This window comes from Streptomyces longhuiensis (assembly GCF_020616555.1).
In the GTDB taxonomy this organism is placed as follows: Bacteria; Actinomycetota; Actinomycetes; order Streptomycetales; family Streptomycetaceae; genus Streptomyces; species Streptomyces longhuiensis.
The window spans coordinates 223,262-237,074 of the sequence record NZ_CP085173.1; the positions used below are offsets into that span (position 1 = coordinate 223,262).

Below are 13,813 nucleotides of genomic sequence, written 5' to 3' on the forward strand. Positions count from 1 at the left end.
ACTGAGACGGCTATTTGCATGACGTCTCGAGTGAGTGCAGGCAACTCAACTTGCGGCATATGCCAATGGGCACAGTTTCGGCGGCCGGTGGGGCGTCCGATCACCAGACTGGGTGGGTGACGTCACGACTCTCCTCCCCTAAAGATCTCCGTGCTGTTCTCTTCGACTCAGGCGGCGTGCTGATGCAGCCGATCGGCGGTCGGTGGAACCCACGAGCCGACTTCGAGCAGACCGTCCTCTCCCACTCCCCCTCCATCACGCCGGAACAGTTCGCGGCGGCCATCATCACGGGCGACCAATTCTTCGCCGCCTCGGCCTCGACACCCGACTATGACGACTACCACCGGGTGATGCTTCGTGACCTCGGCGTCGCACCAACCTTGCAGCTCCTCGCCGACCTGCGTCGTGAGGTCCCGCCTGCCACGGTCCTGGAGACGTACCCCGAGGTCATGGGAACTCTCAAAGAGCTGAGCCGGCGGGGCGTGCGGATGGCGGTGGTCTCGGACGCCTGGCCCGATCTGCCCAAGCTCCACGCCGGACTCGGGATCGGCCAGTTCTTCGAGGCGTATGCGATCTCCGCCGAACTAGGCTGCGACAAGCCGGACCCGCGCATGTACCACCGCGCCAGCACCGCGCTCAATCTCGCCCCCGCACAATGCCTCTTCGTCGACGACGATCCGAGCCTGGTCGCCGCCGCGATCACACTCGGATACGCAGGACGCGCCATCTGTCGCAACTCGATGACATCCGATGTGCCGTCCATCGCGTCCTTGACGGAACTACTGGACCTCTTCTGACACAGTCCTGCATGGCCGTCTCTTCGTCAGCTCTTTCTACAGAGAGCTGTCCATCACGTACGGTCTGCCGATGACGGTGGAAGGTTCGAAGGCCCCAAAACCCCGGGTGCAACTGGTCATTGGCATCGTCCGGAGGTGCAGCGAGGTTCTGCTCGTGTGCGGGAGCCTCGGCGCCGACGGGGAGATTCTCTGGTAACTTCCCGGCGGCGGGGTCGAGGACGGCCAGCTCATGCACGAAGCCCTGCGGCGCGAGCTCAAGGAGGAGACCGGGCTGCTGGTGGGCGACCCGGTACGGACCACATTCCTCATGCACATCAACTCCGAGCCCTACCCTTCGGCGCTGGCCGCTGCCTTTGAGATCGACGAATGGTCGGGGACCATCGCGCCACAGGACGACGACATCAACCAGGCTGCCTTCTTCCCGCTTCCCGACGCTCTGAAGCTGCTCGGCAGGTTGGATAGCGCAACCCAGCGGGAACCGATCGTCGGCTACCTGACCGGAGATGTCGCGCCAGGAACTACTTGGCTCTACTGAAACCGGGGCAAGAACGAGACGCTCGTGCTGGTGCCCCCGCCAGGGGAATGCCGGCCGCTGGTTCACAGTCGGCGCGAACGCTCATTTCTGGCCGCGGCTGAGCCAATGGGCGATGTCGCCGATGACGGCGGGGTCGACATGCTGCGGAATACCGTATTCGGCGGGGGTGGATGGTCCTGCGCCGGGGAAGAACAGGTGGTTGTCGGCTTCTTGAAGTGCTCTCCTCCCTTCGCAGGCTCAGGAAGGAGATTCCTGCTTACCTTGCGGCAGCGGGCTTGACGCCACGGGTGCGCCTGACGACTGCCCTCCCGGCAGCCGGGATCGCCACGAGGCCGATCCGGTACAGGTGCAAGACGTTCCGGGCCGCGTTCCAGTCGGCATTCGCCGACCATCCGCAGTCCGGGTTCTTGCATACGAACGTGGCCTGGTCTTCGCGGCTGCCGGGCGTGATGAATCCGCACGCGGAGCAGCGCTGGGAGGTGTTCGGGGCGGGTACCTTGACCAGTGTTCCGCCGTTTCGGGCGGTTTTGTACGTCAGCAGTGTCACGGTGCGGCCCCACGCCTCCTGGCTGATGGAACGGTTCAGGCCGGACTTCTGCGCGACGTTCTTCCCCGGGTTCTCGATGGTTCCCTTGGCGGACTTGACCATGTTCGTGATCTGCAACTGCTCTACCACGACCGTGCCGTACTGGTTGGCGATGGCGGTGGTGGACTTGTGCTGCCAGTCGATTGCTCGGCGCGTGGCTCTTGCGCGGAGCTGCTTGATCTGGTCGTAGGTGACGTGCAGCCGGTTGGAGCTGCGCTCTTTCGGCTTGCGGAAGCTCTTGCGGTGCGCGGCGCGCTGTTCCAGGCGGAGCAGTTTGGCCTTCTCATCCGGGTTCAGCCACTTGTCCCGGTCGGCGGTGCCGTCCGGGAGCCGGGGCGGCCGGTCGTGGTCCTGGTGGTTGCCGTCGGACAGCGCAAGCGGCAGGTTCACCCCGGCGTCGATACCGACCTCGGGACCCTGGTGGGGCTCCGGCTTGAGCTCAAGGGTCTGGATACGGAAGGCGATGTGCCAGCCGAGCCCGTCTTTGACCAGCCGTGCCCCGGTGATCCGGTTCTCCTTGTTGGCGAGCTTGCCGACGGGGAGATCCTTGGTCCAGCGGAACCGGACACGGCCCACCTTGGGGATGTTGACCATGCCCCACCGTCGGTGTACTCGCTTGATCTGCAAGTCCCGGCCCTGCGGGATGTCCACCGACAATGCCGTGCGGAAGCGGGCCTTGAAGTTCGGCTCGTCCGCACGCCCGTCCCAGCAGTTCCGCCACGCCTGGAAGTACGTCTTGAGTACCGCCTGCGCGGCCTGCGCGGGCAGCACCGCGTACCAGTCGATCTCCTTGCGGGCCTGCCGCAACGCCTGATCCATGCGCGTCAGAGCGCGCTGACACTTCGGCGTCATCTGCCACAGGTCGTGGAGCTGATTCCACATCGCGCGTGCCGCGTGCGCCTGGTCATCCATGAGCCGGACCTGTGCGGGCGTCAGCGCCAGCCGGGCGCGGTGCCCGAACTGCCGCTTCTCCCACACGAGTTCACCCATGACCATCACCCTGGAACCCAAATCCTGACGTACGCACCGGCCGTCACGTCGTCTATAACCTTCACGTCCACTTGGTATTCGTCACCAAGTATCGGCGTAAGGCATTCACCGACGCCATGCTGACGCGCACCGAGGAGATCATGCGCGACGTCTGCACCGACTTCGAGGCCGAACTCAAGCAGTTCAACGGCGATCAGGACCATGTGCATCTGCTCGTGCACTATCCGCCCAAGGTCCAGCTCTCCAAACTGGTCAACTCCCTCAAGGGCGTCAGCTCCCGCAGGCTTCGCCAGGAATACGACAGCCACGTCCGCCGCTACCTGTGGGGCGGACACTTCTGGTCCGGCTCCTACTTCGCCGGATCCTGCGGCGGCGCACCGCTGACCGTCGTCAAGCAGTACATCGAAAACCAGCAGCGCCCCACCGGCTGAGGACAACACTGCGGACCCGTGCGAACGTGCGGGTCACAGCAGCCCTGAGATGGCCTTCACCCCCGCCGTAAACGGCGGAACACTGGCCAAGATCAAAGGTAGACACGGATATCGGCTTCCGGGCGGCCGGCCAGGCCCGTCCGCCATCGCACCAGGTCGTTGGCGACGGTGACCTGGTAGTCGCGTCCTCCTTGGAGGATGAGTATCGGCTTGCTGAGTCCGGCCGCGATTGCGACCGGGTCGTAGTCACACAGTTCGAGCCAGTACGGCGCGGACAGGCCGAACGGCAGCTCCGCTGCGGGGGTCGAGGGCGTGAGGTCCACGCTGTCGACCAGGGCGGCCTGCCGCTGAAAGGTTTCGATGACCGCGGGCGGGACCTGGTCGGGGAGCACGTTGGCGAGGTAGCTGACGACGCGGACAGCAGCGTGGTGCATCGGCTGCGTGTCACCGGCCGTGATCACCAGGCCCGCCACCGTGGGTGCGGCGACGGCGACGGCGGGGGCGACCTTGCCGCCCATGCTGTGGCCGAGGACGAAGACCCGCTCGGGGTCCACCGAGCGATGGCTACGAAGCAGGCCGACCGCGTCGACGGCATGCGGCACGTATTCCTGCGTCATCGTCAGGTCCGATGCCGCGGCAACATCGCGGTGGGCGAATGTCGCCTTGTCAAAGCGCAGCGCCGTCGTCCCGCGGCTGGCGAGCCCCCAGGCCAGGTCCTTGAGCGGTTTGTTCGGCCCGCTGGTCTCGTCGCGGTCGAACGGTCCACCACCGGCGAGCAGCACCACGCCGGGGCCGGGAGCCTGACCGCGGGGGACGCTCACCGTGCCTGACACCGCGAAGGGGCCGGTGCCGACGGTGACCTCGTGCTCGCTGAAGCGGCCGGGCTCGGCATAGGGACAGCAACGGCCAATTCACTGTCGCTCGACGACCATCGCAGCGCATTCGCTGCCGCTCTGGCGGTCCTGACTGCAGAATTCACCTCGTATCTCGGCCGTGGCACGGCCGACCCGGTAGCCGACCAGGTCGGCTACCGGCAGCATGCCGTCTGGCTCAGCCCTGAAGAACTGCACGGGATGATCGGCGGGATGCGGGAGGCAATCGCTCCCCACTTGGCCAACGAGCCATCGCCCGACCGCACGCAGTACCTGATCAGCCCGATCCTCTTCCCCGTCGAAGCACCGCCGACCGAGACCGGAACCGACAACACTGGAGCGGGCAGTCAGAGCCCGGGACCCGGCATATGACGATCAAGCGCGGCCGGCAGTTGCCGCTCCCGGCTCCTGCATACGCAAGCCCTGCCGGCGACCGGCCACCACGGCCGGCGGGCCGGGGCACGGCGAACGCCCCCGCTTCGCGTCTGGATGCCGGATAACCTCCCCGTTCCCGGAGTCCAGGAATGGGTTGCCTGGCGCCTGACGGCGCGTTGTATGGGCGGGGGACGGTCCTCGCCATCCAGTACGTCGAGTACGAGATCGATGTCATCCAGATGTGTTTCCGGGCTACTCGACTACGCAGATGGCTCAAGCTCTGGTCAGGGGGTGACGATGGAGAAGTCCGGGTCGCCCGGGTCGAGGACAGCCGTGAGGCGGAAGAGGGCCGAGGCGTCGCCGGCGATCTCGATGCCCGCCTTTGCGAGAGCGTCGGCCGTGAGTTCTCCCGTCGCCAGGGCCGGGAGCGTGCGGGCTGTCGTCGTGAGCGTGACGTCCGCGTCACCGCTCTGGGGCGCGGCGCTGTAGGTGAGCGCGCCGTTGGCCAGCCGCAGGCGGTACTGCTTGTTCGCGTCGGTCACAATGATGTCGATGGTCAGCTTCTCGTCCCACGCCTGGGGGCCATTGACCTGGATGGCGATGGTGTCGAAGAGCATCTCGGTAGTGAGGGCCGAGATGACGTCCGCAGACGCCGAGACGGTCGGTGTGCCGAACTTCCCCTCGCGTAGCTCGGTCGCGCCCGACAGGTAGATGTTGCGCCACACGCCGTTCTCCGCGCCGTAGCCGAGCTGCTCGAAGGTATCGGCCAGCAGCTCGCGTGCCGCCGCGTGGTCGGGCTGGGCGAACACGACGTGGCTGAGGAGTTCCGCGGTCCAGCGGAAGTCGCCCTCGTCGAACGCGGCGCGAGCCTTGTCCACGACGACGTCCGCGCCACCGCCGAGCTCGACGTACCGCCTGCCCTGCTCGACGGGCGGATGCTGCCACAGGTGCGCGGGGTTGCCGTCGTACCAGCCCATGTACCGCTGGTAGATCGCCTTGAGGTTGTGGCTCACCGAGCCGTAGTAGCCGCGGGCGTGCCAGGCGTGCTCGAGAGCGGGCGGGAGCTTCAGCTCCTCCGCGATCTCGATGCCGGTCCAACCCTTGTTGATCAGCCGCAGGCACTGGTCGTGCAGATAGGCGTACAGGTCGCGTTGCTCGGACAGGAATTTCACGACGCGCTCGTTGCCCCAGGTAGGCCAGTGGTGGGACGCAAAGACGGCCTCCGCCTGGTCACCGAAGAGATCGATGGTCTCGGTGAGGTAGTGGGACCAGGCGTGCGGATCGCGCACCAGTGCACCGCGTAGCGTCAGGAGGTTGTGCAGCGTGTGGGTCGCGTCTTCGGCGGCGCACAGTGCCTTGTGCTCGGGGAAGTAGACCAGGAACTCGGCTGGTGCCTCGGTGCCGGGCGCCATCTGGAAGATCATCCGGACGCCGTCGACCGTCTCGGTCTGGCCGGTCTGGGTGATCTCCAGCGTCGGGGCGATGAGCGTGATGTTGCCGGTCGCGACGGTCTGTGCCAGACCGGTTCCGAGCGCACCTTGCGGGCTGCGAGCCAACGCAGCCCCGAACATGTACGCCGAGCGTCGGGACATCGCGGTTCCGGCGTAGACGTTCTCCGACACGGCGTGCTCCGTGAACTGCGCCGGGGCAATGATGGGGACACGGCCGGCGTCCACGTCTTCCTGTGTCGTGACCCCGCGGACACCGCCGAAGTGGTCCACGTGCGGGTGGGTGTAGAGCACGCCGGTGACGGGCCGGTCGCCGCGGTGCTCGCGATACAGCGCGAGCGCGGCCGCCGCGGTCTCCTGCGTCACCAGCGGGTCCAGCACCAAGACCCCTGTCTCGCCCTCGATGAACGTCACGTTCGACAGGTCGAACCCGCGCACCTGGTAGATACCGGGCACGACCTCGAACAGGCCCTGGATCGCATTGAGCATCGACTGGCGCCACAAGCTTGGGTTCACGCTGTCCGGCGCGTCGCCCTGGAGGAAATCGTAGGTGTCGTTGTCCCAGATCACCGTCCCCGCAGCGTTGGTGATGGCGTTCGGGATCCGCTTCCCGAGCAGGCCGCGTGTCGCGTCCTGGAAGTCCTGGGTGTCGGAGAACGGCAGGCTGTTCAACAGGGCCTTGTTCTGGATGGCGACGGTCGAGGAGACAGGCTTGGTCGCTGGAGACATGACACTCATATTGGACATAAGGCTCTAGCCTCCGCACTCCGACTCACCGACAAAGAACCTAGACCTTGGGGTGTGGTGTCTTTGCGGCTTGGGGCGGCGCTCGAAGAGGCTGGGCACACGGCGATCGTGGGGCGCGGGATGAAGTTGTGAGGCAGGTTTGATCACTCCGTGACCGTGCTACCTGGCTCCTCCTCGGTCGTCGCTTGGCCGGGCCTGGGCAACAGGACCTTCCGGCGCCCGCCTCGGCGAGGCGCGAGAGCGCCACGGCCTGCTCTGAACCAGCGCGCAGGCGGACCGCCGCCACGGGCCGCGCGGAGGGAGCTTGCGCTCCACGCCTGCCGAGCCTCCGTATCCAGACCGCCGCCGTGAACACGAGACATGCCAGCAGGCGACGATCGCGGGCGCCCGGGGCGAGGACGGCCGCCTCGTGCTGGTCGTGCCGCATATTGAAGGCACAGCAGCGCTTGCGCAGGCTACGCACAACGCACTCCAGCACCTGACGGCGGCCTTCCAAGGAACCGACCAGTGCCGCCTGATGGGCTATCGCACTGGCAGACGCCCTATGCCCGCGCACGGACCCGTCATGGGAAACGCGGCAAAATCCATCTACGTCGCCGTCATACACTCCGCATCACCCTGGCGCCCACCGTCGGACGACTGAGCACAGTCGAACTCGTGACCGACACCAACCGAGCACATCGGCACCGAACCGAACGACGAGACGATCCCGCACCTCGGGAGCAACGCAGCCCAACTCGGAGCCTGCTGCCGGCGTCAGCCGGTCCTTGCACCAGCGAGAGTCGACGGAATCATCGGTAAGGGAACCCGGGACGACATGCTGCGTGCCTTCCTGTGGGTGAGCGAGACCAGATCGCGGAGGAGACCTGCAACGTGTGGGAGGCCACCTCAGCGTGCTGGCACGCGAGTTGGAAGACGCAGACCGTCGAAGGGCAGCCACAGGCTGCCCGCAGTGGGTATCGGAGCATCGGGACGAAATCACTCAGGCCTGTCACCGAGTGAGTTCAGCATAGGTGGCAGTCGCGGAGGCGGCCCGGAGGTTGAAGGCTGGAAAAGGCCGGCGTGCGTGGGGCAGAATCCCGGACATATGAGCCCACGGCAGTCCCGTCCCACGCACCTCGCGAACCTCGATCTCAACCTCCTGGTGACGCTGCGAGCGCTGCTGCGCGAGCGGAACGTCACCCGGGCCGCCCGGAACCTCGGCGTCACCCAGCCCGCCGTCAGCGCCGCGCTGTCCCGGCTGCGCCGGCATTTCGGGGACGAGCTGCTCGCCCGGGTGCAGGGGGCCTACGTCCTGACGCCGCTCGCCGCGCAGCTGGCCGGGCAGGTCGAGACCGTGTGCGCGGCCGCCGAGAGGCTCTTCGCGACAGGCAGGGCGTTCGACCCCGACACCACCGAGCGGGAGTTCACGCTGCTGATGGCCGACTACCAGGCCACGGTCCTCGGCCCCGCGCTGTCAAGGCTGTTCGACCGCGAGGCGCCGCATGCGGCGCTCCACGTCCAGCTCATCAGGGAGACCCTGGGCAGTGGCGCGGGCGACGCGATCCGGCTCGTCGACGCCATGGTCTCTCCGCCGCTGGGCCACTTCCGCACCCCAGGTGTCCACTCGGCTCCGCTCTTCCAGGACCGGTGGGTCTGCCTGGTGTCCGCCGACCACCCGCTGTGCGGGACCGAGTCGTTCGGCATCGAGGATCTGGCACGGCTGCCGTGGGTGGTGCCCTACCACCGGGATGAGGGCTACCCGTCGGCCGCTCCGGCGACCCGGCAGCTGAGCACCCTGGGCATCCGGCCACGGATCGCCGTACGCGTGGAGAGCTACCGGGCCGTGCCCGACTTCATCTCCGGAACGCGGCGGGTGGCGCTCGTTCCGGAGCGGCTCGCCGCGCCGCTGAGGTCCGCGCACGGGCTGCGCACGCTCGCCTGCCCGGTATCGCTCGATCCGCTGGAAGAGCATCTCTGGTGGGACGCGAGCCACGACGAGGACCCGGCGCACAGCTGGCTGCGTGACCTGGTGGCACGGGCGGCGGCCTGCCTCGGACCATAAACGGAATTGATACCTCCCAGTCGAACGCTCTATTGACCTGGGCATTCCCTCCGGCGAGACGGTCCGCCTACGGTGCGGGGCATGCAGTGAGCGCCGCGTTCGCGGCACAACCCCTTCCACAGGAGCCCTCGATGCCCCACGCCCTGACCATGGCGCAGGTCACATCTGATCGACGGCCTGCCCACGCTCGGCGAGCATGTGAGGAGCTCCCTGATCGGCCCGTTCTTCCGGAGCGGCGGGCTTCTTCCAGGCGACCCGGCTCGTCGGCGCCGCACCCCTCGGCATGGTCTTCGCGGCCATGACCGCAACAGCCGCGCCCGGCGCGGTCGTCACCCGCGTCCTCACCGTGACCGGTACGGACCGGGACCCGCTGACTGTCATCCGAACCGGGGACCGGGGCAGCGTCGACGCCGGCCAGGGCATCGCCACGGCCCGCATTGACCCCGCACCCCGCCCCGCCCTCCCCTCAACGATGAGGAGACGTCCATGAGCGCCACACCACACCTCGTGGAACTGGCCCCGATCATCGAGCGCCAGCGAGCGAACCGCCGCTGGCTGTTGATGTACGCGGTCTGCTGTCTGATCACCTTCCTCGACGGCTTCGACTTCCAGATCCTGTCGTTCGCCGCCACCTACCTCAAGAAGGACTTCGGGCTCACCGAGACCCAGCTCGGCACCCTGGGCACGGTCGGCCTCTTCGGCACCATGATCGGTGCGCTGATCATGGGTTATCTGGCGGACCGGATGGGGCGCCGTCCCACCATCATCGTGTCGGTCGCCGGATTCGGCGTCTTCATGCTCGGTTTCGCCCAGGCGGACACCTACGCACACCTGGTCGCCCTGCGCTTCATATCCGGGCTCTTCCTCGGCGGCGTACTCCCGCTGACCTGGGCCCTGGCGGCCGAGTACGCGCCGAAGCGGTTCCGGGTGACCGCCGTCTCCATCATCATGTGCGGCTACACGCTCGGCGGCGCCGCCGGCGGTCCCGTCTCCAACTGGCTGATCCCCGACTACGGCTGGCGATCGGTGTTCGTCGTCGGCGGTGTCTGCTCCCTGCTCACCGTCCTCGCGGTGCTGCCGCTGCTGCCCGAGTCGGTGAAGTTCCTGGCGCTGAAGGCCCGCCCCGACAGCGACGAGCGCATCTCCCGCATCCTGAGCCGCTTCCAGCCGGGCCTGTCCATCGAGCCCGGGACCCGCTTCACCACCGAGGCCCAGGAGCAGGCGCACTCGGGCAAGCGGTTCACCCCCGCCCAGCTCTTCCGCGGCCACCTCGCCGCCATCACTCCCCTGCTGTGGGTCGTCTACCTCCTCTCCTCGGCGCTGATCTACTTCCTGGTCTTCTGGACCCCGATGATCAACGAGCGGATGGGCTTCAGCGTGAGCGCGGCCGCCACCATCGCCGCCCTGGCGAGCGTCGCGGGCGCCGTCGCGCAGCTGTTCATCAGCCGGTTCGTCGACCGCAAGGGCGCGGGCATCATCTTGTGGATGCCGCTCGCAGCCGTCGTCTGCATGGTGACGCTGGGCAGCGGAGCTCTCGCCCCGGCCTTCTACATCGCCTTCGTCATCGGCGCCAAGATGTTCGTCAACGGCGGCCATGGCGGTATCACCAGCATCGCCGGCACCTTCTACCCGACGGCGATCCGTGCCAACGGCGCCGCCTGGGCGTCCTCGGTCGCCAAGATCGGCGCGATGGTCGGTCCCTGGCTCGGCGGTGTCATCCTCGACGCCGGTCTCGGGGCACAAGGCGCGTTCACCGTGTTCGCGGTCTGCCCGGCCGTGATGGTGGTGGTGCTGTTCGTGTTCGGCCGGGTCCAGCGTCGGCTGCCGGCCGAGGCCGAGGGAGCGATCTCCGTGGAGACACCCACGACCGGCGTGGCGCCGGTGAAGATGGCGGCCACCTCCTGATGACGGACGCCCGCCTCAGTCACTTCGCACAGAACCACCAGCAACAACCAGGAAAGAGTCAAGCGGTGTCCACAGAGCTGCGGAGCAACCATCCGATCGGGTCCTCCCGCTGGGCGACGACCCGCACGCAGTGGAAGGCGCTGGGTTACAACGACGAGGAGATCCGTCGGCCCAAGATCGCCATCGTCAACTCCTCCTCCGGGCTGGCGCCGTGCTTCGCCCACCTCGACAAGGTCGCGGAGGCCGTCCGCCAGTCGGTGTACGACGCCGGTGGGCTGGGCTTCGAGATCCGCACCGTCGCGCCGACGGACTTCAGCATGGCCGCCGGCCGGGGCGGCGGATATGTGCTCTCGGGCCGCGACCTGGTGTCCTACGACATCGAGTCGGTGGTCGAGGGCGCGAAGCTCGACGCAATGATCTGCCTGGCGTCGTGCGACAAGACGACGCCCGGCCAGCTGATGGCGGCCGCGCGGACCGACGTCCCCACCGTGATCGTCGCCTGCGGATACCAGAGCTGCGGTGTCCTCGACAACGGTCGCCGTGTCGACATCGAGGAGGTCTTCGTCGACGCCGGCAAGCTCGCCGCGGGCGCCATCAGCTTCGACGACCTCTGCCAGATGTCCGACCGCGCCATCACCGGCCCCGGCGTCTGCCAGGGGATGGGCACCGCCAACACCATGCACATCGTCGCCGAGGCGCTCGGGATGGCGCTGCCCGGCTCCGCCCCGACCCAGGCCAACAGCGAGACGATGTGGGCGGCCGCGAAGGCCGCCGGCCCGGTCGTCATGGCGGCGATCGAGGCGGCCCGGCGCCCCAGCACGGTGATGACCCCCGCCGCGTTCCGCAACGCGGTGACGGCGGTCATCGCGGTCAGCGGCTCGATCAACGCGGTCAAGCATCTGGAGGCGATCGCCGCGGAGTCGCCGTACGACATCGATGTCCACCGGCTCTTCGAGGAGATCGGGCGGGAGGTCGGGCCGATCGCGGCGGTCCAGCCCAACGGGCCCACGACGATCGACGAGTTCGACGCCGCGGGCGGCGCTCGCGGCGTGCTCCGGCAGCTCGGCGACAGGATCGACGGCTCGGCCATGACGGTCACGGGCAAGCCGATGGCCGAGGCCGTCGCCGGCGCCCCCGTCGACGCGGAGGTGATCCGCGCCGAGCCGATGCGCGCCGAGTCCACCATCGTCCTGATGCGCGGCAACCTGTGCCCCGACTCCGGCATCGTGAAGTTGTCGGTGACGGAGAACCGGGCCCGCACCTTCCGCGGCACGGCGCGTGTCTTCGAGGCAGCGCCCGAGGCTACCGAGGCGATCGAGCGCGGCGAGGTGCTGCCGGGCGAGGTCCTCGTGCTGCGGGGTCTTGGCGTCACCGGAACACCGGGGATGGGGATGGCCTCCAACGTGGTCTTCGCGCTGAACGGCGCCGGCCTGAGCGAGCAGGTGGCGTTCGTGACCGACGGGCAGCTCTCGGGGCTCGTCAACAAGGGCATCGTCGTCGGCGAGATCTCGCCCGAGGCAGGCGTGCCTGGCCCGCTGGGCGTCGTCCGCACCGGTGACGAGATCGCGATCGACGTCCCGAACCGGACCGTCGACCTGCTGATCGACGACGAAGCGCTGAACCGCCGGATCGAGGCGTACGCCGAAACACGCGCGCCGCAGACCTGGCCGGCGCGGCCCGGCTCCTGGCTCGGCGTGTACGCCGACGCCGTGGAGCCGCTCGACCGGGGCGCCACGCTGCGCCGGACCGCCGCCAACTGACCAACGCTCTCAAGAAAGACGAACGACACCATGCCCCACGCTCTTTCCGATCTCGTCGTCCACACGGTCACCAAGCCGGCCGACCATCCGGCCGAACGGCTCGACGCCGACATCCTCGTCGTCGGTGCCGGCATCGCCGGCCTCTCGGCGGCCATCCAGGCGCGCCGCCTCGGCCGCGACGTCGTCCTCGTCGACGCGCTCCCGGTCCTCGGCGGCCAGTGCGTCAACTCGATGATCGGGCTCTTCTGCGGGATCTACGGCAACGCGCCCGACTACCGCCAGCTGACCTACGGGATCTTCGGCGAGCTCTTCGAGGCGATGGAGAAGACCAACGACATCTACTACCGCCGTACTCACACCCAGACGGTGGTCTACGACGAGGTGGCCCTCGGCCGCTGGTTCGAGAACATCGTCCAGGAGCTCGGCATCCGGGTGGTCCTCGGCGCCTCCGTCAGCGGCGTGGGGATCGAGGGCGGCGTCATCGAGCGGGTCGACTTCGCCACCCGCTTCGGCCCCGTGAGCGTCACCGCCCGCGGTGTCGTCGACGCGACCGGCGACGCTGCGCTCGCCTGGGAGGCGGGGCTGCCCTGCCAGGTCCCCGACCGTACCGTCTGGGGCTCCCAGCAGATCCGCCTGGAGGGACTCGACGAGTCCGGTAATCCGGAGCCCGCCGAGCTGGTGGCCCGGGTCGACGAGAAGGCCGGCGAGTACGGCCTCGTCCGCCGCGACGGGCTCGCGTTCTTCTTCCCGGGCCGCGACACCGCGGTGATGAACATGACCCACGTCGAGGCTCCGCTGACCGCCGTCGAGGCCGCCGACGCGCAGCTGCGCGGCCGCGCCCAGGCGGACCGGGTCGTGAAGTTCCTCCGGCAGGAGTTCCCGAAGGCGTTCAAGAACGCCAAGGTCCAGGCCTACGGATTCCCGGGGCGACGGCAGGCCCGCTGGCTCGCCGCCTCCCACCAGCTGACCCTCGATGAGGTACGGCAGGAGACGAAGTTCGACGACGCCATCGCCCGCACGGCCTGGCCGGTCGAGCTGCACGACCGGGTCGAGGGCTACGTATGGGAGACCTTCGGCCCCGACCACGCCCACTACGTCCCGCTGCGCAGCATGCTCTCGCCGCAGGCGCACAACCTCGTGGCTGCGGGCCGCTGTGTCGACGGGGACGCCGCCGCCCTCTCCAGCGTCCGGGTGATGGGCCCTTGCTCGGCGATGGGCCTCGCCGCCGCGCACGCCCTCGACCTGACCCTGGGCGAGGACGTCCACCAGGTCGACCTCGGGGCGCTGCGCGACCGCGTCCGTGAGAACGTCGAGGACTGAGGA

The 13,813-nt window shown here is 68.2% G+C and carries 11 protein-coding genes and 1 pseudogene; 8 read left to right on the forward strand and 4 right to left on the reverse strand.

Going from position 1 to position 13,813, the window contains the following annotated elements:
* Window positions 1-116: 116 nt before the first annotated feature.
* Together LGI35_RS01135 and LGI35_RS01140 are read left to right on the forward strand one after the other, a co-directional pair.
* Entirely contained in the window at window positions 117-797 is a 681-nt protein-coding gene (locus LGI35_RS01135; RefSeq protein WP_390955872.1) for an HAD family hydrolase, read from the forward strand.
* Between the two features lie 229 nt (window positions 798-1,026).
* The gene (locus LGI35_RS01140; protein ID WP_227291711.1) at window positions 1,027-1,332 is read left to right on the forward strand and encodes an NUDIX domain-containing protein; all 306 of its coding nucleotides are present in this window, start codon (window positions 1,027-1,029) and stop codon (window positions 1,330-1,332) included.
* Window positions 1,333-1,588: 256 nt separating this feature from the next.
* On the opposite strand, the gene LGI35_RS01145 is transcribed toward LGI35_RS01140, so the two are convergent.
* Entirely contained in the window at window positions 1,589-2,908 is a 1,320-nt protein-coding gene (locus LGI35_RS01145) for an RNA-guided endonuclease InsQ/TnpB family protein (RefSeq protein WP_227291712.1), read from the reverse strand.
* A 26-nt stretch (window positions 2,909-2,934) separates the two neighbouring features.
* On the opposite strand from LGI35_RS01145, the pseudogene tnpA reads away from it, so the two are divergent.
* Window positions 2,935-3,339: pseudogene (gene tnpA, locus LGI35_RS01150) on the forward strand (IS200/IS605 family transposase); the annotation flags it as partial.
* 92 nt (window positions 3,340-3,431) lie between these two features.
* On the opposite strand, the gene LGI35_RS01155 reads toward tnpA, so the two are convergent.
* Window positions 3,432-4,124: an alpha/beta hydrolase family protein gene (locus tag LGI35_RS01155; RefSeq protein WP_227291714.1), complete on the reverse strand. Its 693-nt coding sequence runs from the start codon at window positions 4,122-4,124 to the stop codon at window positions 3,432-3,434.
* Between the two features lie 78 nt (window positions 4,125-4,202).
* Here LGI35_RS01155 and LGI35_RS01160 point away from each other — a divergent pair, with 78 nt between their 5' ends.
* The gene (locus LGI35_RS01160) at window positions 4,203-4,583 is read left to right on the forward strand and encodes a hypothetical protein (RefSeq protein WP_227291715.1); all 381 of its coding nucleotides are present in this window, start codon (window positions 4,203-4,205) and stop codon (window positions 4,581-4,583) included.
* Between the two features lie 287 nt (window positions 4,584-4,870).
* Here the strand turns inward: LGI35_RS01160 and LGI35_RS01165 are convergent, their stop codons facing one another.
* Window positions 4,871-6,772, reverse strand: a complete 1,902-nt coding sequence (locus LGI35_RS01165; RefSeq protein ID WP_227291716.1) for an alkyl/aryl-sulfatase — start codon at window positions 6,770-6,772, stop codon at window positions 4,871-4,873.
* A gap of 1,096 nt (window positions 6,773-7,868) precedes the next feature.
* Between LGI35_RS01165 and LGI35_RS01170 the strand changes: the two genes are divergently transcribed.
* Complete coding sequence (locus tag LGI35_RS01170; protein WP_227291717.1) at window positions 7,869-8,825, forward strand: LysR family transcriptional regulator; 957 nt, start codon at window positions 7,869-7,871, stop codon at window positions 8,823-8,825.
* Window positions 8,826-8,984: 159 nt separating this feature from the next.
* Here LGI35_RS01170 and LGI35_RS01175 read toward each other — a convergent pair whose 3' ends face one another.
* Window positions 8,985-9,158, reverse strand: coding sequence for a hypothetical protein (locus LGI35_RS01175; RefSeq protein WP_227291718.1), 174 nt, complete (start codon window positions 9,156-9,158; stop codon window positions 8,985-8,987).
* Window positions 9,159-9,311: 153 nt separating this feature from the next.
* Here LGI35_RS01175 and LGI35_RS01180 point away from each other — a divergent pair, with 153 nt between their 5' ends.
* The 3 genes from LGI35_RS01180 (at window position 9,312) to LGI35_RS01190 (ending at window position 13,810) form a co-directional block, all read left to right on the forward strand.
* Window positions 9,312-10,730: an MFS transporter gene (locus LGI35_RS01180; RefSeq protein WP_227291719.1), complete on the forward strand. Its 1,419-nt coding sequence runs from the start codon at window positions 9,312-9,314 to the stop codon at window positions 10,728-10,730.
* A gap of 65 nt (window positions 10,731-10,795) precedes the next feature.
* Window positions 10,796-12,490, forward strand: a complete 1,695-nt coding sequence (locus tag LGI35_RS01185; protein ID WP_227291720.1) for a dihydroxy-acid dehydratase domain-containing protein — start codon at window positions 10,796-10,798, stop codon at window positions 12,488-12,490.
* A 30-nt stretch (window positions 12,491-12,520) separates the two neighbouring features.
* A complete protein-coding gene (locus LGI35_RS01190; RefSeq protein WP_227291721.1) occupies window positions 12,521-13,810 on the forward strand; it encodes an FAD-dependent oxidoreductase in 1,290 nt (429 codons plus the stop codon).
* Window positions 13,811-13,813: the final 3 nt, after the last annotated feature.

Coding starts and splice junctions, on each gene's coding strand:
- LGI35_RS01190 (WP_227291721.1), top strand. CDS start 12,521: ATGCCCCACGCTCTTTCCGATCTCGTCGTCCACACGGTCACCAAGCCG.
- LGI35_RS01170 (WP_227291717.1), top strand. CDS start 7,869: ATGAGCCCACGGCAGTCCCGTCCCACGCACCTCGCGAACCTCGATCTC.
- LGI35_RS01180 (WP_227291719.1), top strand. CDS start 9,312: ATGAGCGCCACACCACACCTCGTGGAACTGGCCCCGATCATCGAGCGC.
- LGI35_RS01165 (WP_227291716.1), bottom strand. CDS start 6,772: ATGAGTGTCATGTCTCCAGCGACCAAGCCTGTCTCCTCGACCGTCGCC.
- LGI35_RS01140 (WP_227291711.1), top strand. CDS start 1,027: ATGCACGAAGCCCTGCGGCGCGAGCTCAAGGAGGAGACCGGGCTGCTG.
- LGI35_RS01145 (WP_227291712.1), bottom strand. CDS start 2,908: ATGGGTGAACTCGTGTGGGAGAAGCGGCAGTTCGGGCACCGCGCCCGG.